The organism is Pseudomonas sp. IT-347P, from assembly GCF_949768005.1.
Taxonomy (GTDB): domain Bacteria; phylum Pseudomonadota; class Gammaproteobacteria; order Pseudomonadales; family Pseudomonadaceae; genus Aquipseudomonas.
Map to the genome: position 1 here is coordinate 450,847 of NZ_CATKPQ010000055.1, position 24,623 is coordinate 475,469.

Here is a 24,623-nt window from a genome sequence, read left to right on the forward strand (position 1 = left end):
AGCAAGCCCGCTCCCACATGTTGACCGAGTTCCAGCGCCGGAATGCGATCAAAATGTGGGAGCGGGCTTGCTCGCGAAGGCGATCTCAGCGGCTCAGATACATCCGAGTGGTCAGCAGATAAACCGGCAGCCCCGACACCAAAATCAACAACGCCGCATAAGGCGCCGCCGCCGCAAACTCGACATTCGCGGTATGCGCCCAAACCTCGGTTGCCAATGTATTCAGTCCGGTCGGACTCAGCAGCAACGTCGCCGTCAATTCCTTCATCGCATCCAGAAACACCAGCGCAAACGCCGCGCCCAATGCCGGGAAGATAATCGGTAGCGTTACCCGGCAAAACGCCGTGAACGACGAAGCGCCCAGTGTACGCGCAGCCTCTTCCAGTTGCGGCGCAGCCCTGTTCAGCGCCGTGCGAATCGGAGCTTGCGCCAGCGGCAGAAACAACAACGCATAAGCGATCAGCAGCAACCCTGAAGTCTGGTACAGCGCCGGCACGTAATGCAGAGCGAAGTACACCAGCGTCAGCGCAATCACCAGGCCCGGCAGTGCGTGCAGCAGATACGGCAAGCGCTCGGCCCAAATCGCCAGTTGGCCTTTGTAACGCACCACCAGTAATCCCACCGGCACCGCCAGCACCAGACACAACGCTGCGCCACCAAGAGAGAGCGCCAGGGAAGACAGCAACGCTTCAGTAATCGCTGCGACCGGGAAGGCTGCCGACGAACCAACCGCCAGCCAGTACGCCAGCATTCCCAAAGGAATCCCGCTGCCGACAATCGCCAGCATCAGGCAATACAGTTGACCGAGCGCTGCCCAGGGGCCCAGTCGAACCTGTTCAGCGCGCCGCGCCGCACCTTGCCCGGTGCGCACATGCCGGCCTATGCCGCGAACCCGCAGTTCCAGCCACAACAGCGTCAGACACAACGCCAGCAGCACGGCCGACAGCATCGCCGCGTTGGCGTTGCTGAATTCCAGTTCGAATTGCTGGTAGATCGCCGTGGTGAAGGTTTGCAGGCCGATGATCGACAGTGCACCGAATTCCACCAGCATGTGCAAAGCAATCAGCAGCGAGCCGGCCAATAGCGATGGCCAGAGCAGCGGCAGAGTAACGCGGAAAAACACGCCCCAGCGATGCTGCCCGAGGGTGCGGGCCGATTCTTCAAGGGAGGGATCAAGGTTGCGCAGCGTCGCCGCCACCGGCAGGAAGATCAGTGGATACTTCGACAGACTCATCACCAGAATCGCGCCGCCAAGCCCTTCGAACTGCGCGCTCAAAGAAACCCAGGTGAAGCTGCTGACAAACGCCGGCACCGCGAACGGCAGGCACAGAATCACGCCCCACAGGCGTCGTCCCGGCAAATTGCTGCGCTCCAGCAGCCACGCCAGCGACAGGCCGATCACGCCGCAGGTGATCGTGACGCCAACCATCAGTGCCAAGGTGTTGCCCAGCAGGCCGAAGACATACGGGCGCCACAACAAATGCAGCGCTTCGGCCCAACCGGCCTGCCAGGCTTTGAGCCCGACGTAGGCAAGCGGCAACAGGCTCAGCACCACCAGCAGCAATACTGGCAGCACCAGCCAGATTGATGGCCGCTTGCGCTTTGGCACGTAACCCCCGCGCGCGGCGGGGGCGGATAACGATGCGGCCATCAGTTCAAGCCAACTTCACGTTCCAGCTCCAGCGCTTCTTCGGCATTGCCCAGGTCGGCTGGCGTCACGTTCGGCGCTTCCAGTTCGCTGAACGGCTTGAGCCCGCGATCCGATTCCATGCCTTTGTGCAGCGGATATTCGGCGGTGGTCTGAGTGATCACGCGCTGACCTTCTTCGCTGGCCATGTAGGCAAGGAATTGCTGGGCTTCTTTTGGATGTTTGCTGGATTTCAGCACGGCAGCGCTGGACACGGTGATCAGACCGCCGACGTCGCCGCCGGTGAAGTAATGCAGTTTCGAATCGAGTTTGCCTTTCTCGCGTTGCAGGGCGAACCAGTAGTAGTTGTTCACCAGTACCGTGGCGACTTCACCGTTCTCCACGGCTTTGAGCGCGACCATGTTGTTGCTGTAGGTCTTGCCGAAGGCGCGCAGGCCGGTCAGCCATTCTTCGGCGGCGTCGCGACCGTGCATCTTGATGATGGCCACGGCTTGTTCCTGAAACGCGCCGCTGGTCGGCACGAAGCCTACTTTGCCTTGCCACTGCGGTTCGGAGAATTCCATCACCGATTTCGGCAGGTCTTTTTCATCGATCAGCTTGGGGTTGAACGCGACGACACGAACCCGGGCAGTCACGCCGATCCAGGTGCCGTTGGCTGCGACGTATTTTTCCGGCAGTACAGCCAGGGTGGCGTCATCAGCCTTGGCCAGCAGGCCTTGTTCGCCGAGATTGTTCAGCGGTGGTGATTCTTCGGTGTAGATGACATCGGCAGGGGAGCGGTCGCCTTCTTCGATGATCTGGCTGGCGAGCTGATTGCTGCTGCCTTTGCGTACGTTGACGTGAATGCCGGTCTTGGCTTCGAAGGCTTTGGCGATCGCGTCGCCGACTTCCTTGTGCTGGCCGTTGTAGAGAGTCAGGGAAACCGCGTCGGCAGCCTGGGTGAGGGGAGTGGCGAGCGCCAGGCCGAGCAGGGTGAAGGTCAGGCCTCGGCGCAGGGTATTTCGAAACTTCATTCGCAGGGTTCCTCACTGTCGCATTGCAAAAACTTGCAACAATGATAAACGATATTGTTTCTCAAGTGCGCCTTGCGAGAGGGCGCACGTTGCTGTAGGAGCTACCGGACGCTGCGTTTTTTAGATCAAAAGATCGCAGCCTCGTTTCACTCGTCAGCTCCTGCAGGAGAGGGGATAAGTTTCTGGAGGGCAGAAACGCAAAAACCCGCTTTCGCGGGTTTTTGTGAAATTCAAGGTTGTAACCTTGAATTTGAATTGGTGCCCAGAAGAAGACTCGAACTTCCACGACCGTAAGGTCACCAGCACCTGAAGCTGGCGTGTCTACCAATTTCACCATCTGGGCAATCATCGCTAGCGTTGCCGCTGTTGATGTGGCGCACTATACGGAGCGCGTTTTGATCTGTAAACCCCTGATTTAATTTTAATAAATCAGTTTTAAGAAAACCCGGGCTTAGAATGCAAAAAACCCGCTTTCGCGGGTTTTGTGTGAGCCTTGAAACTGATCTAGTCTCAAGCTCGAAATTGGTGCCCAGAAGAAGACTCGAACTTCCACGACCGTAAGGTCACCAGCACCTGAAGCTGGCGTGTCTACCAATTTCACCATCTGGGCAGTATCGGCAACGCTTGTGCGTCGTCGATGGCGCGCACTATACGGAGCGTCTTTTTAACTGTAAACCCCTGCCAGCAAAAAATATGATTTTTTTTACCAGTGGTGGTCAAAACGGCTTTCCAGCGTCGATACAAGGCCTCAGTTGGGCCTTATATAGTCGGAAATTTCCCGTTTCATGGCGCCTATGCCAAACTAACCCGCATATAGACAAGGTGAAAACTCTCTAATGGCCGATTGGCAGTCCCTCGATCCCGAGGCCGCTCGTGAAGCGGAAAAATATGAAAACCCTATTCCTAGCCGCGAACTGATCCTGGCGCATCTCGCCGATCGGGGTTCGCCTGCTGCCCGCGAGCAACTGGTCGAAGAGTTTGGTCTGACCACGGAAGACCAGATCGAAGCCCTGCGCCGCCGCCTGCGCGCCATGGAGCGCGATGCTCAACTGATCTACACCCGCCGTGGCACTTACGCGCCGGTCGACAAGCTTGACCTGATCCTTGGTCGCATCAGCGGTCACCGCGACGGTTTCGGCTTTCTGGTGCCGGACGACGGCAGCGACGACCTGTTCATGAGCCCCGCGCAAATGCGTCTGGTGTTCGATGGCGACCGTGCGTTGGCGCGTGTTTCCGGTCTCGACCGACGCGGTCGCCGCGAAGGCGTGATCGTCGAAGTGGTGTCCCGTGCCCACGAAACCATCGTCGGCCGCTACTTTGAAGAAGGCGGTATCGGCTTCGTCGTGGCGGACAATCCGAAGATCCAGCAAGAAGTGCTGGTGACACCGGGTCGCAACGCCAACGCGCAAATCGGCCAGTTCGTCGAGGTGAAGATCACCCACTGGCCGACGCCCCGCTTCCAGCCGCAAGGCGACGTAGTTGAAGTGGTCGGCAACTACATGGCGCCGGGAATGGAAATCGATGTTGCCCTGCGCACCTACGACATTCCGCACGTATGGCCTGACGCCGTTCTGAAAGAAGCGGCCAAGCTCAAGCCGGAAGTCGAAGAGAAAGACAAAGAGAAGCGCGTCGATCTGCGCCATCTGCCGTTTGTCACCATCGACGGCGAAGATGCCCGCGACTTTGACGATGCTGTCTATTGCGAAGCCAAGCCGGGCAAGCTGCGCCTGTTCTCCGGCGGCTGGAAGTTGTACGTGGCGATTGCCGACGTTTCCAGCTACGTGAAGATCGGTTCGGCGCTGGACAACGAAGCTCAAGTGCGCGGCAACTCGGTGTACTTCCCCGAGCGCGTGGTGCCAATGCTGCCCGAGCAGCTGTCCAACGGCCTGTGCTCGCTGAACCCGCATGTCGATCGTCTGGCCATGGTCTGCGAGATGACCATCTCCAAGTCCGGCGAAATGACCGACTACTGCTTCTATGAAGCGGTGATCCATTCCCACGCCCGTCTGACTTACAACAAAGTCAGCGCGATGCTGGAAACGCCGAAAGTGGCCGAAGCGCGCAAACTGCGCGGCGAGTACACCGACGTCGTGCCGCACCTCAAGCAGCTTTATTCGCTGTACAAAGTGTTGCTGGCCGCCCGTCACGTGCGTGGCGCGATCGATTTCGAGACTCAGGAAACCCGAATCATCTTCGGTTCCGAGCGCAAGATTGCCGAAATCCGTCCGACCACCCGTAACGATGCGCACAAGCTGATCGAGGAATGCATGCTGGCGGCCAACGTGGCCACCGCCGAATTCCTCAAGAAGCACGAAATCCCTGCGCTGTACCGCGTCCACGATGGCCCGCCACCGGAGCGTCTGGAAAAACTGCGCGCTTTCCTTGGCGAACTCGGTCTGTCCCTGCACAAAGGCAAGGACGGCCCGTCGCCGAAGGACTATCAGGCCTTGCTGGCGAGCATCAAGGACCGTCCGGATTTCCATCTGATTCAGACAGTGATGCTGCGCTCGCTCAGTCAAGCGGTATACAGCGCTGACAATCAGGGCCACTTCGGCCTGAATTACGAAGCCTATACCCACTTCACTTCGCCGATCCGTCGCTACCCGGACCTGCTGACGCACCGCGCGATCCGCAGCGTGATCCATTCGAAACAGGACACCCCGCACGTTCGTCGTGCCGGGGCGATGACCATTCCGAAGGCGCGCATCTATCCGTACGACGAGGCGGCACTGGAGCAACTCGGCGAGCAATGCTCGATGAGCGAGCGCCGTGCCGACGAAGCGACCCGCGACGTGGTGAACTGGCTCAAGTGCGAGTTCATGAAGGATCGCGTGGGCGAGTCGTTCCCGGGCGTGATCACTGCGGTAACCGGTTTTGGTCTGTTCGTTGAGCTGACCGATATCTACGTCGAAGGCCTGGTGCATGTCACCGCGCTGCCGGGCGATTACTACCATTTCGATCCTGTGCATCACCGCCTGGCGGGCGAGCGCACCGGTCGCAGCTTCCGTCTTGGCGATACCGTTGAAGTGCGGGTCATGCGCGTTGATCTCGACGAGCGCAAGATCGACTTCGAGATGGCGGAAAAAACCATCAGCGCGCCGATCGGTCGCAAAAAACGTGGCGCTGAAACCGCAGCTCCTGCGGCCAAGGTCCCGGAAGAAAAGGCTCCGGCTAAAACCACCAGCCGTCGTCCGGCCAAGGAAAAGGCTGCAGAAGCCTATCGCCCAAGCGACGCGGTGGCGAAAAACGCTGAGCTGCGCAAAAGCCGTGAAATGAAAAAGGCCTTGCTGGCCGATGCCAAAAACGGTGGTAAAGCGGCGTCCGGGGGAAAGACCGGACGGTCGGCGCCTGAAAAGGCCTCCGGCGGCAAACCAGCCAAACCGAGCAAACACCGTAAGGGCCCGCCAAAAGCGGGTTCCGCTCCAGCCAAAAGTGGCGGGGCACGTAAACCGAAGGCGAAGTCATGAGTCAGTTGGAAAAAATCTACGGCGTTCACGCGGTAGAAGCGTTGCTGCGTCACCACCCGAAACGCGTCAAGCAGATCTGGCTGGCGGAAAGCCGCAACGATCCGCGCGTGCAGACCCTGGTTGAGTTGGCCAACGAAAACCGCGTCCAGGTCGGCCAGGCCGAGCGGCGCGAAATGGACGCCTGGGTTGAAGGTGTGCACCAGGGCGTGGTCGCGGAAGTCAGTCCGAGCCAGGTCTGGGGCGAAGCCATGCTCGACGAACTGCTCGATCGTACGGAAGGCGCGCCGCTGTTGCTGGTGCTCGACGGCGTGACCGATCCACACAACCTCGGTGCCTGCTTGCGCTCGGCCGATGCGGCCGGTGCGCTGGCGGTGATCGTGCCGAAAGACAAGTCGGCGACACTGACACCTGTGGTGCGTAAAGTCGCGTGCGGCGCGGCGGAAGTGATTCCGCTGGTGGCGGTGACTAACCTCGCCCGTACGCTGGAAAAGCTACAACAGCGCGGTCTGTGGGTTGTCGGCACGGCGGGCGAGGCTGAGGTCAGCATCTATGACCAGGACCTGACCGGCCCGACCATTCTGATTATGGGCGCCGAAGGCAAAGGCATGCGTCGCCTGACCCGCGAACACTGCGACTATCTGGTGAAGCTGCCGATGGCCGGTAGCGTCAGCAGTCTCAACGTGTCCGTAGCCACTGGCGTTTGCTTGTTCGAAGCACAACGTCAGCGCGGGGCGAAAGCCAAGGCTGCCACAAAGAAATCCTGAGTCGTACACGATTCAAATGTGGGAGCGAGCTTGCTCGCGAATGCGGAGTGTCAGTCGACATGAATGTTGCCTGACAAACCGCATTCGCGAGCAAGCTCGCTCCCACAGTGTTTTGTGGTGTGCATAAATGGGTGGTTGTTCAAATAATCACCAATTGCCTTGCACCTCTTCTGTCCCTTCTCTACAATTGCGCCCCTTGCTGTGACGGCAGGCACGCATGTGCCCCGCGCCAGCAAGTCCATAAGTGTCATTCACTCCTTGTCTGACCGTTTTTGAGCGGCAGGCTACAACCCGTAAGGAGCATTCATGCGTCATTACGAAATCATCTTTTTGGTCCACCCGGATCAAAGCGAGCAAGTCGGCGGCATGGTAGAGCGTTACACCAAGCTGATCGAAGAAGACGGCGGCAAAATCCACCGTCTGGAAGATTGGGGCCGTCGTCAACTGGCCTACGCAATCAACAATGTTCACAAGGCTCACTACGTGATGCTGAACGTTGAGTGCACTGGCAAGGCCCTGGCCGAGCTGGAAGACAACTTCCGCTACAACGATGCAGTGATCCGTAACCTGGTCATCCGTCGCGACGAAGCCGTTACCGGCCAGTCCGAGATGCTCAAGGCTGAAGAAAACCGCAGTGAGCGCCGTGAGCGTCGCGACCGTCCTGAGCACGAAGGCGCCGAAGGCACCGACAGTGATGACAGCGACAACAGCGATAACGCTGACGAGTAATCCACGGACCTTATTAAGGAGCCTATCAAATGGCACGTTTCTTCCGTCGTCGTAAATTCTGCCGCTTCACCGCTGAAGACGTGAAGGAGATCGATTACAAAGATCTCAACACTCTGAAAGCCTACGTATCCGAGACCGGCAAAATCGTTCCAAGCCGCATCACCGGTACCAAAGCTCGTTATCAGCGTCAGCTGGCCACCGCTATCAAGCGCGCCCGCTTCCTGGCCCTGCTGGCCTACACCGACAGCCACGGCCGCTGAGACCGGGCAGTCGACAAGTAGCAAAGGATTGAATGCATGCGTGCCTTAGCTGAGTTCATCATGCGAGGCCGTATGCAGGCCACTCTCGTGGTGGCCGGATGTGCAACATTGCCGTTGTTGTATTGGTTGGGTGCTGCCGCGGGAAGCCTTGTGCTGCTGCGGCGCGGACTGACGGACGCCCTGGGTGTTCTGTCTCTGGGGCTGCTGCCGGCGTTGATCTGGTGGCTGTATGCCGATGACCCACGGGCACTTCTGGTGCTGCTGGGGTCTTCGGGACTTGCGTTGGTTTTGCGCGCAAGTGAATCCTGGGTCCGCACGCTGCTGGTCAGCGTAGTGATTGGCGTGGTGTTTTCAGTGGTGCTCGGGGCGGCGTTTGCGGCCCAGATCGAGATGCTCGCGCAGGCCTTGATAAAGGTCATGCCGGCGCTTCTCGGTGAGACCTACAAGCAATTGTCGGTCGATGAGCAAGCGCGTTTCGCGTCCCTGATTGCACCGGTCCTGACCGGACTGATTGCGGCGCTGTTGCAGATCGTCAGCGTGCTGAGCCTGATTGTCGGGCGGCATTGGCAGGCGTTGTTGTACAACCCGGGTGGTTTTGGTCGCGAGTTTCGCGCCATCCGGATCCCGCTGGGGCCGGCGATGTTGCTGCTGGCGTTGATGCTTCTGGGCCCGAATCTCGGTGCACAGATGGCCATGTTGACGCCGTTGTGCAGTGTACCGCTGGTGTTCGCCGGACTCGCCCTGATTCACGGGCTGGTCGGGCAGAAGCGACTGGCCGGTTTCTGGCTGGTGGGGTTGTACGTCACGCTGCTGTTGTTCATGCAGCTGATCTATCCGTTGCTCGTGGTTTTGGCCATTGTCGACAGCCTGATTGATTTTCGCGGTCGTCACGTGTCGAAAGACACCGATAACGCGAACGGTGAAGGTTAAAAGTTAAGAGGATTTCCACATGCAACTGATCCTTCTGGAAAAAATCGCCAACCTGGGCAACCTGGGCGACAAAGTAAACGTTAAGGCCGGTTACGGCCGTAACTACCTGCTGCCTTTCGGCAAGGCTACCGCTGCGACCGCTGCCAACCTGGCTGCGTTCGAAGAGCGTCGTGCCGAGCTGGAAAAAGCTGCCGCAGACCGTAAAGCATCGGCTGAAAGCCGTGCTGCCCAACTGGCCGAGCTGGAAGTGACCATCACTGCCACCGCTGGCGACGAAGGCAAGCTGTTCGGTTCGATCGGTACTCACGACATCGCTGACGCACTGACCGCCTCCGGCGTTGAAGTGCAGAAGAGCGAAGTTCGTCTGCCGAACGGCACCATCCGCAACGTGGGTGAATTCGACGTGGCTGTGCACCTGCACGCCGAAGTTGAAGCCACCGTACGCGTTGTCGTGGTAGCAGCTTAAGCAACATTGATCGGCTGGCGGCTTGTCCGTCAGACGGTTAACATCGGGCACGATCCTGTTTACAGGTCGTGCCCTTTGTCTTTCTGAATTCCCTGTTTTATCCAAACAACACAAGTGGCCATGAACGATATCTCCGCTCCCGAGCAATACGATCTGCAAACCGCTGCCCTGAAGGTGCCGCCGCATTCCATCGAAGCCGAACAGGCTGTACTCGGTGGTCTGATGCTGGACAACAACGCCTGGGAACGCGTGCTCGATCAAGTCTCCGACGGCGATTTCTATCGACATGACCACCGTCTGATCTTCCGCGCGATCGCCAAACTGGCCGATCAGAACATGCCGATCGACGTCGTGACCCTGTCCGAACAACTGGACAAGGAAGGGCAGACCTCGCAGGTTGGCGGCCTCGGTTACCTCGGCGAACTGGCGAAAAACACGCCGTCCGTCGCCAACATCAAAGCCTATGCGCAGATCGTTCGCCAGCGTGCAACGTTGCGCCAACTGATCGGCATCAGCACGGAAATTGCCGACAGCGCCTTCAACCCGGAAGGCCGTACCGCTGAAGAAATCCTCGATGAGGCCGAACGGCAGATTTTCCAGATCGCCGAAGCACGGCCAAAGACCGGTGGCCCGGTCGGCGTCAACGAACTGTTGACCAAAGCCATCGACCGCATCGATACCCTCTTCAACACTGACAACGCCATTACCGGCCTGTCGACCGGATACACCGACCTCGACGAGAAGACCAGCGGCCTGCAACCGGCCGACTTGATCATCGTCGCCGGCCGTCCATCGATGGGTAAAACCACCTTTGCGATGAACCTGGTGGAAAACGCCGTGTTGCGCAGTGAAAAGGCCGTTTTGGTTTATTCCCTCGAGATGCCAGGCGAATCGCTGATCATGCGTATGCTCTCCTCGCTGGGTCGTATCGATCAGACCAAGGTGCGTTCCGGCCAACTGGAAGACGATGACTGGCCACGCCTGACCTCGGCGGTGAACCTGCTCAACGATCGCAAACTGTTCATCGATGACACCGCCGGCATCAGCCCGTCGGAAATGCGCGCACGGACCCGGCGCCTGGTTCGTGAGCATGGCGACGTCGGCCTGATCATGATCGACTACCTGCAACTGATGCAGATCCCCGGTTCCAGCGGTGACAACCGGACCAACGAAATTTCCGAGATCTCGCGATCCCTGAAAGCGCTGGCCAAGGAATTCAATTGCCCGGTGGTGGCGCTGTCGCAGCTCAACCGCTCCCTGGAACAACGTCCCAACAAGCGCCCGGTGAACTCCGACTTGCGGGAATCCGGAGCGATCGAGCAGGACGCCGACGTGATCATGTTCGTCTACCGCGACGAGGTGTATCACCCGGAAACCGAGCACAAAGGTATTGCCGAAATCATCATCGGCAAACAGCGTAACGGCCCGATCGGCTTTATTCGCCTGGCGTTTATCGGCAAATACACGCGCTTCGAAAACCTCGCGCCGGGCAGTTACAACTTCGACGACGACGAATGACAGCAGGCCGGGGAATCCCGGCCTGCTGCACTGCTCTTTCAGTGGTTATTCGGTTTCAGCTGCTGCCGTTCCGGAATTGCGGATCGCATATTCGCTCAGTTCCTGCCGGCTCAGCGTGGTGATCAACTCCGCTTCCTTGATCGCCAGCTCGGCTTGCAGCGACATCGATTGCGCTTTGTAGTCGACGAATGAAAGCTCATTGGCCGAATGCGCATCATCGAGTGTTGCCTGGCGCTCCTGAAAGGGATCGCGTTGTGCTTCGAATTGCGACCGGTACTTGTGGGTGATGAATTCCTGCCAGAACTCTCTGGCCATCAGTGCCTGAAACTCTTCCGGGGAGTTATCCAGCGCAATCACTTTGTCGTACGCGGCGTTCAGTTGCGCCTCTGACACGTTTGCCAATCGGGCAAAGCCCATGCGTTCCGGTTGTCCCGGCAATTGCAGGCGATCCTTGAGATGGAAGCGATAGAACAACCGTATTTCGACTTCTTCGGGTACGTGAGGTGGTCCGAAGACTTGTGCCTCTCCCGGTGTTCTGGAAGCAATGATGCGGGCTTCACGCTGCGCGATATCCGCCGAGGCAATCTTGTCGACCTCATGCAGGCGGAACAATGCTTTGGACAGCGCCGACAGTTGCGGGCCCTGGGCTTCATCAAGGGCCCGGGCACGGGCCTTGTGCACCAGGGTCAGAACCTCCAGATTGGTGAAGGTGAACGCCGCCCGGTCACAACAAGCCGGGTCGCCCGCGCGCTCCAGCACTTCGCGGCGCAGACGTTCGGATTGAGGGGTGTTTTCGGTGATGCTATCGATCAGGCTCCAGATCCTGCGTTGAAGATCGGTGTGGCTGGCGGGCTCGTTCAGCAGGCGGTCAATCGTGTCGAACAGTCCATCCGAACCTTGCTCATCGCGCACGGTTTGCCATTGCTGGCGTCTTGTCGCGACTTCAGCAGCTGACAACCCGACGGTCCAGCGCGCCATGGGATCAAGGGGGCGAACCACGACATTCGCTGCGATATTGCTCAGGCCCGTGTCGATCAGATTATTCCGGCCGCTCATTATCGTCCCGGCGCCTGTCAAGCGATTGCGATATTCGACCAGACGTTCGCGGGACTGCCGGTCCAGCTGGTTGAAGCGGATATTGGTCACGTTGTTGACTTGCCATGGCCGCTCATTGAAGACGAAGTCAGGAATCTGCTCAATCCGGTTATTGCTCAAGTTGACGGTGTCCAGTGAGGGCTGTGCGCTGAGGCCGGTGGGGAACTGCGAAATGCCCGTGCCTGCCAGATTCACCGAACGCATGTCAGGTATCTGGCTGAAGTCCGGGATGAACGTCAGTTGCGGATTGTTGTTCAGCCACAGTGCTCGCAGGGTGGTGCGTTGTGACAGAATCCGTGCTGTATCGGCGGTCAGGGATATTTCATTGTTCTGCAGAAACAGCTTGGTCAGCCCGTTCATTTCCCCAATGGCCGGGGGCAGGGTGCGCAACTGGTTATGGGAAAGATCCAGCCAGCGCACATGCCTGAACCGCGTGAGAAAGCCTTCGGGCGAAGTACTCAAGTGCATGTTGCTCAGCTTGACCGAGCCTACATGGCTGAAGTCCACGTCGATATCCGGCAGGCTTGGCAGGTTCAGACCACTGAGGTTCAGCTCCAGGCCGATACTCGATCCGTCGAACGCCGTCTGCTGCGGTGTTTCCTGGCGCCAGCAACTGATGATCCGCTCACGTGCAGTGGTCCGGTCGGTGCGGTTTTCGGCGTTGATCACGAGTTGGTTGGCACGTATATACCCTTGACGATTGCCTCCCCCGGAGAACACCCACGCGTCAAGCTGCCCCTTCAAAACGCCAAATTCCCGTTCGAGTTGGCTCAATTTGGTGGCCACGGTGCCGGGTTCCAGGTCCCAGAGGTATGTGCGACAGTCGTTGATGTTTTTCGCCGGATAGAGGCGGTGGTAGCGTTGCGCTCTTGAGTTGTCATGGTCGAAGGCTGAAGGATGAACCGGGTTCATCAGTTCCGGATGCGTCGTGTTCAGGCGTCGCCAGTAGCCATCGAATTTTCTCCAATAGCTGGAGGGTATGCCGGGATTGTTCGTCAACAGCGTGACATTGTTGATACGGGCGACGGCGGCGAGTTGATCGGCGGGCGGGTTGAGATGGGCTTCAGGGACGTCGGTTAACAGGTTGTTGCTCAAATCGACGCCAGTCAAAGCGGTTTTGTTCAGCAGACCGACCGGCCAGTGGGTGACCTCGGCATGGCTCAGGTTCAGCGTGTTCAAACCGGACATGGCGCTGACATCCGGTGTCATCTTCAATGGATTGTGCGACAGATTCAGGTGGGTCAACTGGTTCAGACCGGCCAGGGTTGCAGCGCTTTGCGTATCCAGTTCGATCTGGTTGGAACCCAGGTCCAGCCACGTGAGTGTTTTCATTTCACTGAGCATGGCCGGTGGCTTGTCGAGCGTCGACTTTTCAATGGTCAGATGCTGCAAGTGGGGAAAGTTGGAGAGGAAGGTGTCGGCAGCGGGCGACCACTCGATGCCGATCAGCGTTAGCGTGCGCACGTGGCTCAGGTCTGCATTCAAGCCCGGCAGCATGCCTTGTTTGTTGCGCAGGCCGCGCGGGCCGAGGTAGTCGAGCGTCAGGCTCGTTTGCGTCTGATCGAGCCAGCACTGTCTGATTGCCGCGGCACTCTCGTCCGCCCTTTTACGTTGACTGGCGGTGGCCAGCAGCGCACTGGATTCCTTGTAAGCTTCAAGGCTCGCGTCCAGCCGGGAAAGGGCTTCTGCGCGGCGGGTGAGCACTGTGCCTGCCTCGTCACCGAGGCCCATGATGAAGGTCTTCGCGCCTGCTGCATCGAGATGTGAATACAGACTTTGCGTCCGGTCGATGACATCGATGCCTTCTCTGAGTCTGAAAGCGCCTTCGAGGGCGCCGGCTGCTTGCTCGGTACTCTTGGCCTCGACCTGCAGCCAGAACCGCTCGAACTTCTGCCAATAATCAGTGGGGAACGCATTGTCTTCCAGCAGGGTGTGACGGTTGATACGGACAATGGCTTCGAACTGGTCGTCCGGCGGATTCAGATGCTCGGCAGGCACCTCTTTCAGCTTGTTATGGCGCAAGTCGATCTTTGTCAGAGCGGCCGATCCCTTCAGGCCGGTCGGCCACTGCTCGATGCCGGTGGAGGCGAGGTCCAGTTCTCGCAGTCTGGACATTGCGCTGAGGTCGGGCAGCTTGCCCAGCGGGTTTTTCGTCAGAACAAGTGTTTCCAGATTCACCAGGGCGCTGAGTGTGGCGGCGCTGGCCTCATCCAGCTGGAGTTTGTTCGTACGCAGATTCAGCTCGGTCAGGTTGTGCATCTGGCTGATGGCGGCCGGCAGTTTTTCCAGGCCCGACCGGGTGATCTTCAAGCTCTGGAGACCGGTAAAGCCACTGAGGAACGTTTCGGCAGCAGGCGACCACGCCACCGAGTCCACTTCCAGAAAACGGACATGACTGAAATCCGCCTTCAGGGCCGGCAACGGTGCGTGGCTCAGGGGAAAGCGCAACTCCGCCGTTTCCTGGTGCCAGCAGCGTTTGATCCCGATGGACACGATAGTTGCCCAATCGGCGACGGGCCCTTGCTCCGAGGGGGCAGTCAGATGCTTATGAGCCTCCGTCCAGGCCCGCAAATCTTTCTTCAGAGTTTTGTACTCGGTTTCCTTCGCGGTAAGGCCCGCTTCAACGTCGTCACCCAGCGATCGAAGAAAAGCTGCAACCTGTTGATCGTCGAACGACGTAAACAGTTTTCGAACCCGGGTCTCGGGCCGGGTCAAACGATTGGCGAAGGCGATGAAGCGCTCGGCCAGACTTCGCCGAACGGACGGTTCTCGTTCGACCCGGCGCATGCCGCCGACGCCCCCGGTGTTGACACCCACCCAGCCGTCGCGCGGGTCGAGCACAATCGCTTGCGAGCTGCCCGGCCGTGAGGCGACGTAGCGATTGTCCGCGTCGCCAGCCACCGGATCTTCGGCTCTGACGATGCGCATTACTTGAGCCTGGGGCGACGAGGCGTCGAGGTCGTGCAACACCTGAAAGGTATGGTCGTGGATGACCACGTAGAGTTTGTTGTCGTGGCGCAGCAAGCCATCGCTGTCGGGTTCGATATTGGAAAAATCCAGTGGCGAGCGCAAAGACTCGAGACGCGTTTGCGTCAACGGGAAGAGGATTGCGTCCAGATCATCGCGCGGATGCCACAAGCCGGTCCCGACGTCTCGGGCCAATACCGGTCCGGAAGCGATCAGTTCGCTTTTCAGCCTGGCCCGGTGCAGGCCGGTGTGTGGATCGATGCCAATCTGCACGATGCCGCCCGGCACGTCGACGTACTGAAGTCTCTTGAAGGTGCGGAAACCCTGGGCGTCCGCCTCCGGCAATTTGATGGTGGCGGGTATCCAATAGTGCTCCACTGGTTGCCGCGCGGGGAGCGAGGGCATCGCGGGCGAAACGGCTAACGCATGGATCGTGATCGGCGGTGCCGGCGCGATAACCTCAAGATCGGCGTCAGCAGGCATCCTGGCCGTTGGCGGCTGCCGCAGTGGTGTCAGCGGCGGCAGATCGACGTCCGCGATGTCATGTCGGCGCGGTGGCAGTGCCTGCGGCTCTGCGGGTGAGGTCGGGCGTGCGTGGACGTCGACGGTGGTGGTGCCTCTGACCGGTGCTCTGGTTTTCATGCTTTCATCCTTGCAAGGTTGCCCTCGACCTCCCGTTAACAGGGGGGCGGGGGCGTTCGGCGTCATTGCCTGAGTGTGTTGCCGGGTGTCTGATGCGCGTTCAATTACGGTGATACAACCACCCGGTTGTGAAAAAATCCGTTATCGCACGCGATCAGCGGTGGTCGCCGCCAGATCGAAAACTCGTTGTGCGGTGCGTCCATCGAGGTATTGGCGCCAGATGGCCACATGCTGTCGCCCCGCACGTTCTTCTCTGCGTTGCGACATACTGCCCTGCGCGCTTTGCTCAAGGGTTTTCAGGTGAGCGCCGCGTACGTTGAAGTTCAGCGCCGGAGTGTCCGTCGCGCGATAGTGAAAATGCGCCTCCCAGAGGGCCGCGCCGGTTTGCGCATCCGTCAACGAGTAAATGTCGAGATATTCCCTGTCGTTGCCCTTGCCTCGTTTCAGCCGGGACGCGCTTTTCCGCGCCCGGACATGACCTCTGTCGATCAGGTAGATCAAGCGGTCGACGCTGAGAAAGTTTTGGTCTTTGTAGATTCGAATGCGGATGTTTTCGCCTACGGTCTGCAGGCGTTGACTGTCTTCCGTCAGGCGTTGGATCAAAGCCCTGGCGTTGGCATCGGTGTTTGCAAACGCCTGAAGTTGCTGCGCGGTGTGATCCAGCGCTTTGGCTTTCTTTTCAAGCGCCTCGACGATGTTGTCCGGGTTGAGGTGCCCCTGCTCTTCCTTGTAAGCGGCATTGACGTGCGAGTCGGACGCCTGCAGCAGTTGATCGGCTTCTGCACGTAGCGCGGGCAAGGCTTTTTCTTGAGTCGTCGTCAGCGCCGCGTGCCATTCGCCGTCTCTGCGCACATAGGTTTGTACGGGACGCGTCGGATCAAAGAGGTTGCCGACGTCAATCACTTCTTCTCCGAGCGCGGTCCGGCGTGACTTGCCGACATTGAGCTTGTAGACGCCATGTTTTTTCGCCCGAAACAGTCGCCAGGTCGTGGCTGGCGTACCGCTTCGGTCTTGTGGCGGAATAAAGTCGAAGTCGATCGGTTGTTCGTGGACTGGCACCGCGGAGCCGTCTGCCTGTTCGTGGTAGATGCGGGCCAGGCGAGTTTCCAGGGTGTGCTCAAACGCGTTGATTTCTGCGTTGATGTCATTACGTGAGGTGACGTGTTCGGGGCCTTCTGGCAGGTCAAGTCGGTCGTACCAGTCGCGCAGGGCTGCGCATTGTTGAGAAAGATCACTCAGTACAGCCGCATGCAGGTTGTCCGGAATTCTGCCGAGTGCCCCGTAGACGAAGGTGGCCTGGCCAAACCGGATCGCCAGCTCGGAAGCCTGGGGGGCGCTGCCGGTCGACTCAGAGTTGTCCAGCAATATGCTTTTGGTGAAGACCCACGAAGCAACGACGTTATGGGTGTCCATCTCGGAAAGAACGTCCACGCTCAACTCTTCCGGCGAGACCTTCCATTTTTTCACCAGATGGTCGGCAATGCGCTGGCGCTTTTTCAGATGGCCCAGCAGAGTGGTGAGGAAACCGATGGTTCGCGGCAGCCTTTCCGGGTCGAGGTCGAGTAACGGGCCCTCCAGCGCGCGGCGCGTCAGACCGCATTCGACGAGATACTGGTAGGCGAGCATTTTTCCTTTTTGCAGCGCAATGATTATGTTTCTGTAGTCATCCTTACTAGTGAAGGTCCTTATGACGGGCTTGTTGTCTTCATAGTATTGCAATGCCTCGCCAAGACTCTCCAGCTCCTGATGACTGTGCAGTTCGCGCCGAACAAGTGCGGTTCGTTCGTCTCTAACCACTTGGGCGTGTTCGCCCTCCGCTGCCTTCGCCGTCTGCCATGCGATTATCAGGTTTTGACGTGTTTCGTCATGGTTCTGAATCCGCTGATTTCTACGATCGACTCCGGCGGCCACCGTTAAGCGCTCCTCTAAACCACTTGGAGGTTCTGCCACGGTTTTCGGCATGCCGGCGGCACCGTACACAATGGTGCCCCGCCAGCCGTGCTGCGTATCGAAAACGATGGGTTCCGAATTGCCGGGGCGCGAAGCCACATAGCGGTTGTCCGCGTGAGTGGCGACCGGGTCCCCGGCGTGAACGATGCGCATCACTGCCCTGTTCGGCGACGAGGCATCGAGATCATGCAGGACTTGATAGGCGTGTTGTTCTATCGATGCGTAGAGCTTGCCATTGAAGCGATGAAGGCCATCACTGCCTGGATCGACCCTGCTGAAATCCAGATCGGTTTGATACGGCTTCAGGCGTGCGGTTGATAACGGGTAGGTCAACGGCACCAAGCGTTCAACGGGAAGCCAGAGCAGGCTCTGGGTGCGGCGTTGTAAAAACGGTCCCGAGGGCGTCAGTTCGTTGGGTAGTTTTGCGCGATAGAGACCGCTGGCGGGGTCCAGTCCGATCGGGACGTTACCGCCCGGTACTTCCGCGTACTGACGGCCCCTGAAGTGCGAAATCCCTTGGGCGTCGGGTTCCGGAAGCACGACCAGCGAAGTGATCAAATAGTCGCTCAGGGGGCGTTCGGGCAGAGCGGGTGCTGGCGCTGGATTGGCAGTAGAGCTGACTGATATGCGCGGTGGTTCGGGAGTAATGACGTTATGAGTTGTATCGGTGAGCTTTCGCGTCGTTGTCGAAGGTGTGTGCTTGAGGTGGGTGGGCGCCAGCCCGCCTTCGAATGCAGGTCGGGGAAAGAGCCGGGGCAGCGGGTCGCTGAGTCGCGTCCCGTGGACGGTTGCGGTTGTTATGACTCTGATGGGCGGTTTGACGGGCATTGCATGTCATCCTTTAACGTTTCACGCCTCGCTTTCCTTGATGGAGGGCGACGGTGCTCGGCTTCCTTGCCGTTTCGTGCGTCGTGCGCTCATTCGAACGCGTAAGTCGTGCCGGGTTGGCTGACGGGCGGCGTCATGGAGAAACCGACCATTGCCGTCGGAATTGGTTAATTTTTGTGCTATATTCCGCGCCCGCGATTTTTCACTCCAACACCGGTCGTCGACATGCAAGCAGCCAAGCCGTTATTTGACTATCCAAAATATTGGGCCGAATGTTTCGGGCCAGCGCCATTCCTGCCGATGAGCAGGGAGGAGATGGATCAGCTTGGCTGGGATTCGTGCGACATCATCATTGTTACCGGAGATGCCTACGTCGATCACCCGTCGTTCGGCATGGCGATCATCGGCCGGCTGCTGGAGTCTCAGGGCTTCCGCGTCGGGATCATTGCCCAGCCGAACTGGCAGTCCAAAGATGATTTCATGAAGCTCGGCGAGCCGAACCTGTTCTTCGGGGTTGCGGCGGGCAACATGGACTCGATGATCAACCGCTACACCGCGGACAAGAAAATCCGCTCCGACGATGCCTATACGCCCGGCGGCATGGCCGGCAAGCGTCCGGATCGCGCGAGCCTGGTTTACAGCCAGCGCTGCAAAGAGGCCTACAAGCATGTGCCGATCGTCCTCGGCGGCATCGAAGCCTCGCTGCGTCGCATCGCCCACTACGACTACTGGCAGGATCGCGTGCGTAACTCGATCCTGATCGATGCCAGCGCCGACATCCTGCTGTACGGCAACGCCGAGCGCGCGATTGTCGAAGTCGCCCAGCGTCTGTCGTGGGGCCACAAGATCGAAGACATCACCGATGTGCGCGGCACCGCGTTCATCCGTCGTGACACGCCGCAAGGCTGGTACGAAGTCGACTCGACGCGGATCGATCGTCCGGGCAAGGTCGACAAGATCATCAACCCGTACGTCAACACGCAAGATACCCAGGCCTGTGCCATCGAACAGGAGAAGGGACCGGTCGAGGATCCGCAGGAAGCCAAGGTCGTGCAGATTCTGGCCAGCCCGCGCATGACCCGCGACAAGACCGTAATTCGCCTGCCGTCGATGGAAAAGGTCCGCAACGATCCGGTCCTGTACGCCCACGCCAACCGCGTGCTGCACCTGGAAACCAACCCGGGCAACGCCCGCGCGCTGGTACAGAAGCATGGCGAGGTCGACGTCTGGTTCAACCCGCCGCCGATTCCGATGACCACTGAAGAAATGGACTACGTGTTCGGCATGCCTTACGCCCGTGTTCCGCACCCGGCGTACGGCAAGGAAAAGATCCCGGCCTACGACATGATCCGTTTCTCGGTGAACATCATGCGTGGCTGCTTCGGTGGCTGCACCTTCTGCTCGATCACCGAGCACGAAGGCCGGATCATCCAGAACCGTTCCGAAGAGTCGATCATTCGCGAGATCGAAGAGATCCGTGACAAGGTGCCAGGCTTCACCGGGGTCATCTCCGACCTCGGCGGCCCGACCGCGAACATGTACCGCATCGCCTGCAAAACGCCGGAAATCGAATCCGCGTGCCGCAAGCCGTCCTGCGTGTTCCCGGGTATCTGTCCGAACCTGAACACAGACCACTCGTCGCTGATTCAGCTGTACCGCAGCGCCCGTGCGTTGCCGGGTGTGAAGAAGATCCTGATCGCCTCCGGCCTGCGTTACGACCTCGCGGTCGAGTCGCCGGAGTACGTCAAAGAGCTGGTGACCCACCACGTTGGTGGTTACCTGAAGATCGCCCCGGAACACACCGAGGAAGGTCCGCTCAACCAGATGATGAAACCGGGCATCGGCAGCTATGACAAGTTCAAGCGCATGTTCGAGAAGTACACCAAGGAAGCGGGCAAGGAGCAGTACCTGATTCCGTACTTCATCGCCGCCCACCCGGGCACCACCGACGAAGACATGATGAACCTGGCCCTGTGGCTCAAGGGCAACGGCTTCCGCGCCGACCAGGTGCAGGCGTTCTACCCGTCGCCGATGGCCACCGCTACCGCCATGTACCACTCGGGCAAGAACCCGCTGCGTAAGGTCACCTACAAAAGCGACGGCGTGACCATCGTCAAGAGCGAAGAGCAGCGTCGTCTGCACAAGGCGTTCTTGCGTTATCACGACCCGAAAGGCTGGCCGATGTTGCGTGAAGCGCTGATCCGTATGGGCCGCGCTGATCTGATCGGTTCGGGCAAGGATCAATTGATTCCGACGCACCAGCCTTCCACCGACAGCTACCAGAGCGCTCGTCGCAAGAACTCGACGCCGGCCGGCAGCCATAAAGTGGCGAAAGAGGGCAAAGAGAAGACCACCAAGATCCTCACCCAGCACACCGGCCTGCCGCCGCGTGCCAGTGATGGCGGTAATCCTTGGGACAAGCGTGAACAGGCCAAGGCTGCGGCATTCGCGCGCAACCAGCAGGCGGCCAAAGAGCGCAAGGACGCCGCTAAAGGCAAAGGGCCGAAGCCGGCGCGCAAGCCGGTCGTACCGCGCTAAGCAACGCTTAAGCTGAATAGAACGCCAACCTTCGGGTTGGCGTTTTGCATTGCAGGGGCTGGATATTGGGTTGTCCGGAAGATCCATCCCCCTCACCCCAGCCCTCTCCCCCATGGGGGGCGAGGGGGAAGGGAGCCGATCGCTGTGCTTTTCAATATTTGAGTTCGACTCAAGACTTTCACGTCGGCGTATCTCCAACAGCCACCTCGGTCAGTCTCCCTCCGGGAGAGGGCTAGGGAGGGATCTTCGCAACAGATCTCCATGCTTTTCAAAATTCGGGTTCGACTCAGGACTTTCACGTCGGCGTATCTCCAACAGCCACCTCGGTCAGTCCCCTCTCCCTCTGGGAGAGGGTTAGGGTGAGGGCTCTTCGCAACATTTACGTGCAATGAGCACAAACCATTTCCCCGCACTGCCCGATTTTGGTGCTGTACTGCCCTGAGCATTCCGGGAAAGCGCCCAAGCCAGTGTATGGCATAAGTCTTGCGCGCTTTCGAATACGCTTAGGCTCGCAGGAGGCACGCCGTGTCGATTCATGTCGCATTGCATCACGTCACGCATTACCGCTACGACCGCGCTGTCGAACTCGGCCCGCAGATCGTGCGTCTGCGCCCGGCTGCCCACAGCCGCACGCGGATTCTGTCGTATGCGCTGAAAGTCTCGCCCGAGCAGCATTTCATCAATTGGCAGCAGGATCCGCAGGGCAACTACCTCGCCCGATTGGTGTTCCCCGAGAAGACCAACGAGCTGCGCATCGAAGTCGATCTGCTCGCCGAAATGGCTGTGTTCAATCCGTTCGACTTCTTCCTCGAACCCTACGCCGAGAAAATCCCCTTCGCCTATGCCGCCGATGAGCGCAAGGAACTGGCGCCGTACCTCGAAACCCTGCCGCTGACGCCGAAATTCAAAGCCTATCTGGATGGCATCGACCGCACGCCGCTGCCGGCGGTGGACTTTCTGGTGGCATTGAACCAGCGCCTGAGTGAAGACATCGGCTACCTGATCCGCATGGAACCGGGCGTACAGACGCCGGAACACACGTTAGAGCACGCGTCTGGTTCCTGCCGGGATTCGGCGTGGCTGCTGGTGCAATTGCTGCGCAACCTCGGGTTGGCCGCGCGATTTGTCTCCGGCTACCTGATTCAACTGACCGCCGACGTGAAAAGCCTCGACGGTCCGTCGGGCACTGAGGTCGACTTCACCGATCTGCACGCCTGGTGCGAGGTCTATCTGCCGGGCGCTGGCTGGATCGGCCTGGATGCCACGTCCGGGCTGTTCGCCGGCGAAGGACATATTCCGTTGGCCTGCAGTCCCGATCCGTCCTCGGCGGCCCCGATCAGTGGCTTGGTCGAGCCGTGCGAATGCGAGTTCAGTCACGAAATGTCGGTGGAACGGATCTGGGAGGCGCCGCGCGTCACCAAGCCCTACACCGATGAGCAGTGGCTGGCGATTCAGGCGCTGGGCCGGCAGATCGATGCTGACCTGTTGGCGGATGACGTGCGCCTGACCATGGGGGGCGAGCCGACTTTCGTTTCCATCGACGATCCGGATGGTGCCGAGTGGAACACCGCCGCGCTGGGGGCCGATAAACGCAGGCTTTCCGCCGAACTGTTCCAGCGCATGCGCAAGCATTACGCGCCGCAGGGCCTGGTGCATTTCGGCCAGGGCAAGTGGTATCCCGGCGAGCAGCTGCCGCGCTGGTCGCTCAATTGCTATTGGCGTCGCGACGGTGTGCCGATCTGGCACAACAACGCGCTGATCGCTGATGAGCAGCAAGACTACGGAGCCGATGGCGAACTGGCCGGACGCTTTCTGGCGAGTGTCGCCGAACGGCTGAAATTACCTGCGCGTTTTGTCTTTCCGGCCTACGAGGACAATTTCTATTACCTCTGGCGCGAGGGCACGTTGCCGACCAATGTCAGCGCTGAAGACTCGCGTCTGGAGGAACCGCTGGAGCGCGCACGTCTGCGCAAGGTCTTCAGTCAGGGCCTGAACAAGGTGATCGGTCAGGTGCTGCCGCTGGCGCGCACTGCCAAAGGCGATCAATGGCAGAGCGGGCGCTGGTATCTGCGTGACGAACACTGTCGTTTGGTGCCGGGGGATTCGCCGCTGGGGTATCGCTTGCCACTGGCTTCGCAGCCGTGGGTGAAGGCGGCTGAGTATCCGTTTATCCATCCACAGGATCCGAATCAGGACTTCGCCGCGTTGCCAGACACCGCGCAGCTCAAGCGTCCGGGCGAAGCGGCGGCGGCTGACGAGCGCGTGCCGAAGATCGACGAATCCGCTGACTGGCTGACCCGCACTGCGTTCTGCGCCGAGGCGCGTGAGGGGCGTTTGTACCTGTTCATGCCGCCGTTGGAGCGGGTCGAGGACTATCTGGAACTGGTGGCAGCCATCGAGGCGACTGCCGAAGAACTGCATTGCCCGGTGCTGCTGGAAGGCTACGAGCCGCCGAGCGATCCGCGTCTGAGCAATTTCCGCATTACGCCGGATCCCGGTGTGATCGAGGTGAATGTGCAGCCGTCGGCGACCTGGGACGAATTGGTCGAACGTACCGAGTTTCTCTATGAAGAAGCGCGACAAACCCGCCTGACCACCGAGAAGTTCATGATCGACGGCCGTCACACCGGCACCGGCGGCGGCAACCATTTCGTTCTCGGTGGCGCAACGCCGGCGGATTCACCGTTTTTGCGCCGCCCGGATCTGCTGCGCAGCCTGATCAGCTACTGGCATAACCATCCGTCACTGTCATATCTGTTTTCCGGTTTGTTCATCGGCCCGACATCGCAGGCGCCACGGGTTGACGAGGCGCGCAATGACGCCCTGTATGAACTGGAAATCGCTTTCGCGCAGATGCCCGAACCGGGCGAGGAATGCGCGCCGTGGCTGGTTGACCGACTGCTGCGCAACCTGCTGATCGACGTTACCGGCAACACCCATCGCGCCGAGTTCTGCATCGACAAACTCTACTCACCGGACGGCGCCACCGGGCGTCTCGGCCTGCTGGAGCTGCGTGCCTTTGAAATGCCGCCTCATGCGCGGATGAGCCTGGCCCAGCAGTTGTTGCTGCGGGCGCTGGTCGCACGGTTCTGGCGTGAACCTTATGCGCCGCCGAAGCTGGCGCGCTGGGGCACCGAACTGCACGACCGCTTTTTGCTGCCGCACTTTATCGAACAGGATTTCGCCGACGTCATCGTCGAACTCAACAACGCTGGCTATCCGCTGCGGGCAGAATGGTTTGCCGCGCATCTGGAGTTTCGTTTTCCCAAGGTTGGCGATTACGCGGTCAATGGTATCGAGCTGGAACTGCGTCAGGCGCTGGAACCTTGGCATGTCCTGGGCGAGGAGGGCGCGGCGGGCGGTACTGTGCGTTACGTCGATTCATCGCTGGAACGTTTGCAGGTCAAACTCAAAGGCTTGCCGCCGCAGCGCTATCTGCTGACCTGTAATGGCGTCGCGGTGCCGTTGCACCCGAGCGGGCGCATTGGCGAGTTTGTCGCGGGTGTGCGTTACCGCGCGTGGCAACCGGCCAACTGCTTGCAACCGACCATACCCGTGCATGCGCCGCTGGTGTTCGACCTGCTCGACACCTGGATGGGCCGCTCGCTGGGCGGTTGTCAGTACCACGTTGCCCATCCGGGCGGGCGCAATTATGAGACGTTGCCGGTCAATGCCAACGAAGCCGAAAGTCGGCGGATGGCGCGATTCTTCCGCGTCGGACACACGCCCGGGAAACTTCCTGTACCCAACGTGGAAATCAGTGACGAGCTACCGATGACACTCGATTTGCGACGTTTCTAAAGCCTAC

General features: G+C 59.6%; 13 protein-coding genes and 2 tRNA genes. 9 read left to right on the forward strand and 6 right to left on the reverse strand.

Going from position 1 to position 24,623, the window contains the following annotated elements:
- Nucleotides 1-85: 85 nt before the first annotated feature.
- The 4 genes from ACM6IV_RS21605 to ACM6IV_RS21620 all read right to left on the reverse strand — a co-directional run bounded on the left by ACM6IV_RS21605 (nucleotide 86) and on the right by ACM6IV_RS21620 (nucleotide 3,271).
- Nucleotides 86-1,651, reverse strand: a complete 1,566-nt coding sequence (locus ACM6IV_RS21605; protein ID WP_414871558.1) for an ABC transporter permease — start codon at nucleotides 1,649-1,651, stop codon at nucleotides 86-88.
- Entirely contained in the window at nucleotides 1,651-2,661 is a 1,011-nt protein-coding gene (locus ACM6IV_RS21610) for an extracellular solute-binding protein (RefSeq protein ID WP_414871559.1), read from the reverse strand. Before ACM6IV_RS21610 ends, ACM6IV_RS21605 begins: the two co-directional genes overlap by 1 nt.
- Before the next feature lie 256 nt (nucleotides 2,662-2,917).
- Nucleotides 2,918-3,004, reverse strand: a tRNA-Leu gene (locus ACM6IV_RS21615).
- A gap of 180 nt (nucleotides 3,005-3,184) precedes the next feature.
- A tRNA-Leu gene (locus ACM6IV_RS21620) sits at nucleotides 3,185-3,271 on the reverse strand.
- Between the two features lie 226 nt (nucleotides 3,272-3,497).
- Between ACM6IV_RS21620 and rnr the strand changes: the two genes are divergently transcribed.
- The 7 genes from rnr (at nucleotide 3,498) to dnaB (ending at nucleotide 10,795) form a co-directional block, all read left to right on the forward strand.
- Complete coding sequence (gene rnr, locus ACM6IV_RS21625; RefSeq protein ID WP_414871560.1) at nucleotides 3,498-6,128, forward strand: ribonuclease R; 2,631 nt, start codon at nucleotides 3,498-3,500, stop codon at nucleotides 6,126-6,128.
- A complete protein-coding gene (rlmB, locus tag ACM6IV_RS21630; protein ID WP_414871561.1) occupies nucleotides 6,125-6,892 on the forward strand; it encodes a 23S rRNA (guanosine(2251)-2'-O)-methyltransferase RlmB in 768 nt (255 codons plus the stop codon). The genes rnr and rlmB overlap by 4 nt, the downstream gene beginning before the upstream one ends.
- 306 nt (nucleotides 6,893-7,198) lie before the next feature.
- Complete coding sequence (rpsF, locus tag ACM6IV_RS21635) at nucleotides 7,199-7,621, forward strand: 30S ribosomal protein S6 (protein ID WP_016771938.1); 423 nt, start codon at nucleotides 7,199-7,201, stop codon at nucleotides 7,619-7,621.
- A 29-nt stretch (nucleotides 7,622-7,650) separates the two neighbouring features.
- Nucleotides 7,651-7,881 carry a 30S ribosomal protein S18 gene (rpsR, locus tag ACM6IV_RS21640; protein ID WP_002551829.1) on the forward strand — a complete coding sequence of 77 codons (231 nt, stop codon included), beginning with the start codon at nucleotides 7,651-7,653 and terminating at the stop codon, nucleotides 7,879-7,881.
- 36 nt (nucleotides 7,882-7,917) lie between these two features.
- Complete coding sequence (locus ACM6IV_RS21645; protein WP_016983782.1) at nucleotides 7,918-8,811, forward strand: hypothetical protein; 894 nt, start codon at nucleotides 7,918-7,920, stop codon at nucleotides 8,809-8,811.
- 19 nt (nucleotides 8,812-8,830) lie between these two features.
- A complete protein-coding gene (rplI, locus tag ACM6IV_RS21650; RefSeq protein ID WP_003221136.1) occupies nucleotides 8,831-9,277 on the forward strand; it encodes a 50S ribosomal protein L9 in 447 nt (148 codons plus the stop codon).
- 120 nt (nucleotides 9,278-9,397) lie between these two features.
- Complete coding sequence (gene dnaB / locus ACM6IV_RS21655; protein WP_008016882.1) at nucleotides 9,398-10,795, forward strand: replicative DNA helicase; 1,398 nt, start codon at nucleotides 9,398-9,400, stop codon at nucleotides 10,793-10,795.
- Nucleotides 10,796-10,840: 45 nt separating this feature from the next.
- Here the strand turns inward: dnaB and ACM6IV_RS21660 are convergent, their stop codons facing one another.
- Both ACM6IV_RS21660 and ACM6IV_RS21665 read right to left on the reverse strand, forming a co-directional pair.
- Entirely contained in the window at nucleotides 10,841-15,499 is a 4,659-nt protein-coding gene (locus ACM6IV_RS21660; RefSeq protein WP_414871562.1) for an NEL-type E3 ubiquitin ligase domain-containing protein, read from the reverse strand.
- Nucleotides 15,500-15,640: 141 nt separating this feature from the next.
- A complete protein-coding gene (locus ACM6IV_RS21665) occupies nucleotides 15,641-18,277 on the reverse strand; it encodes a hypothetical protein (RefSeq protein WP_414871563.1) in 2,637 nt (878 codons plus the stop codon).
- A 225-nt stretch (nucleotides 18,278-18,502) separates the two neighbouring features.
- Here ACM6IV_RS21665 and ACM6IV_RS21670 point away from each other — a divergent pair, with 225 nt between their 5' ends.
- Nucleotides 18,503-20,815: a YgiQ family radical SAM protein gene (locus ACM6IV_RS21670; protein WP_414871564.1), complete on the forward strand. Its 2,313-nt coding sequence runs from the start codon at nucleotides 18,503-18,505 to the stop codon at nucleotides 20,813-20,815.
- A 525-nt stretch (nucleotides 20,816-21,340) separates the two neighbouring features.
- On the forward strand, nucleotides 21,341-24,616 hold the full coding sequence (locus ACM6IV_RS21675) for a DUF2126 domain-containing protein (protein ID WP_414871565.1): 3,276 nt from the start codon (nucleotides 21,341-21,343) through the stop codon (nucleotides 24,614-24,616).
- Nucleotides 24,617-24,623 lie beyond the last annotated feature (7 nt).

Excerpts from the sequence above, each read along its gene's own strand:
- dnaB (WP_008016882.1), top strand. The coding sequence starts at position 9,398 with ATGAACGATATCTCCGCTCCCGAGCAATACGATCTGCAAACCGCTGCC.
- rpsR (WP_002551829.1), top strand. The coding sequence starts at position 7,651 with ATGGCACGTTTCTTCCGTCGTCGTAAATTCTGCCGCTTCACCGCTGAA.
- rpsF (WP_016771938.1), top strand. The coding sequence starts at position 7,199 with ATGCGTCATTACGAAATCATCTTTTTGGTCCACCCGGATCAAAGCGAG.
- ACM6IV_RS21670 (WP_414871564.1), top strand. The coding sequence starts at position 18,503 with ATGCAAGCAGCCAAGCCGTTATTTGACTATCCAAAATATTGGGCCGAA.
- ACM6IV_RS21645 (WP_016983782.1), top strand. The coding sequence starts at position 7,918 with ATGCGTGCCTTAGCTGAGTTCATCATGCGAGGCCGTATGCAGGCCACT.
- ACM6IV_RS21605 (WP_414871558.1), bottom strand. The coding sequence starts at position 1,651 with ATGGCCGCATCGTTATCCGCCCCCGCCGCGCGCGGGGGTTACGTGCCA.
- rplI (WP_003221136.1), top strand. The coding sequence starts at position 8,831 with ATGCAACTGATCCTTCTGGAAAAAATCGCCAACCTGGGCAACCTGGGC.
- rnr (WP_414871560.1), top strand. The coding sequence starts at position 3,498 with ATGGCCGATTGGCAGTCCCTCGATCCCGAGGCCGCTCGTGAAGCGGAA.
- ACM6IV_RS21665 (WP_414871563.1), bottom strand. The coding sequence starts at position 18,277 with ATGCCCGTCAAACCGCCCATCAGAGTCATAACAACCGCAACCGTCCAC.
- rlmB (WP_414871561.1), top strand. The coding sequence starts at position 6,125 with ATGAGTCAGTTGGAAAAAATCTACGGCGTTCACGCGGTAGAAGCGTTG.
- ACM6IV_RS21610 (WP_414871559.1), bottom strand. The coding sequence starts at position 2,661 with ATGAAGTTTCGAAATACCCTGCGCCGAGGCCTGACCTTCACCCTGCTC.
- ACM6IV_RS21660 (WP_414871562.1), bottom strand. The coding sequence starts at position 15,499 with ATGAAAACCAGAGCACCGGTCAGAGGCACCACCACCGTCGACGTCCAC.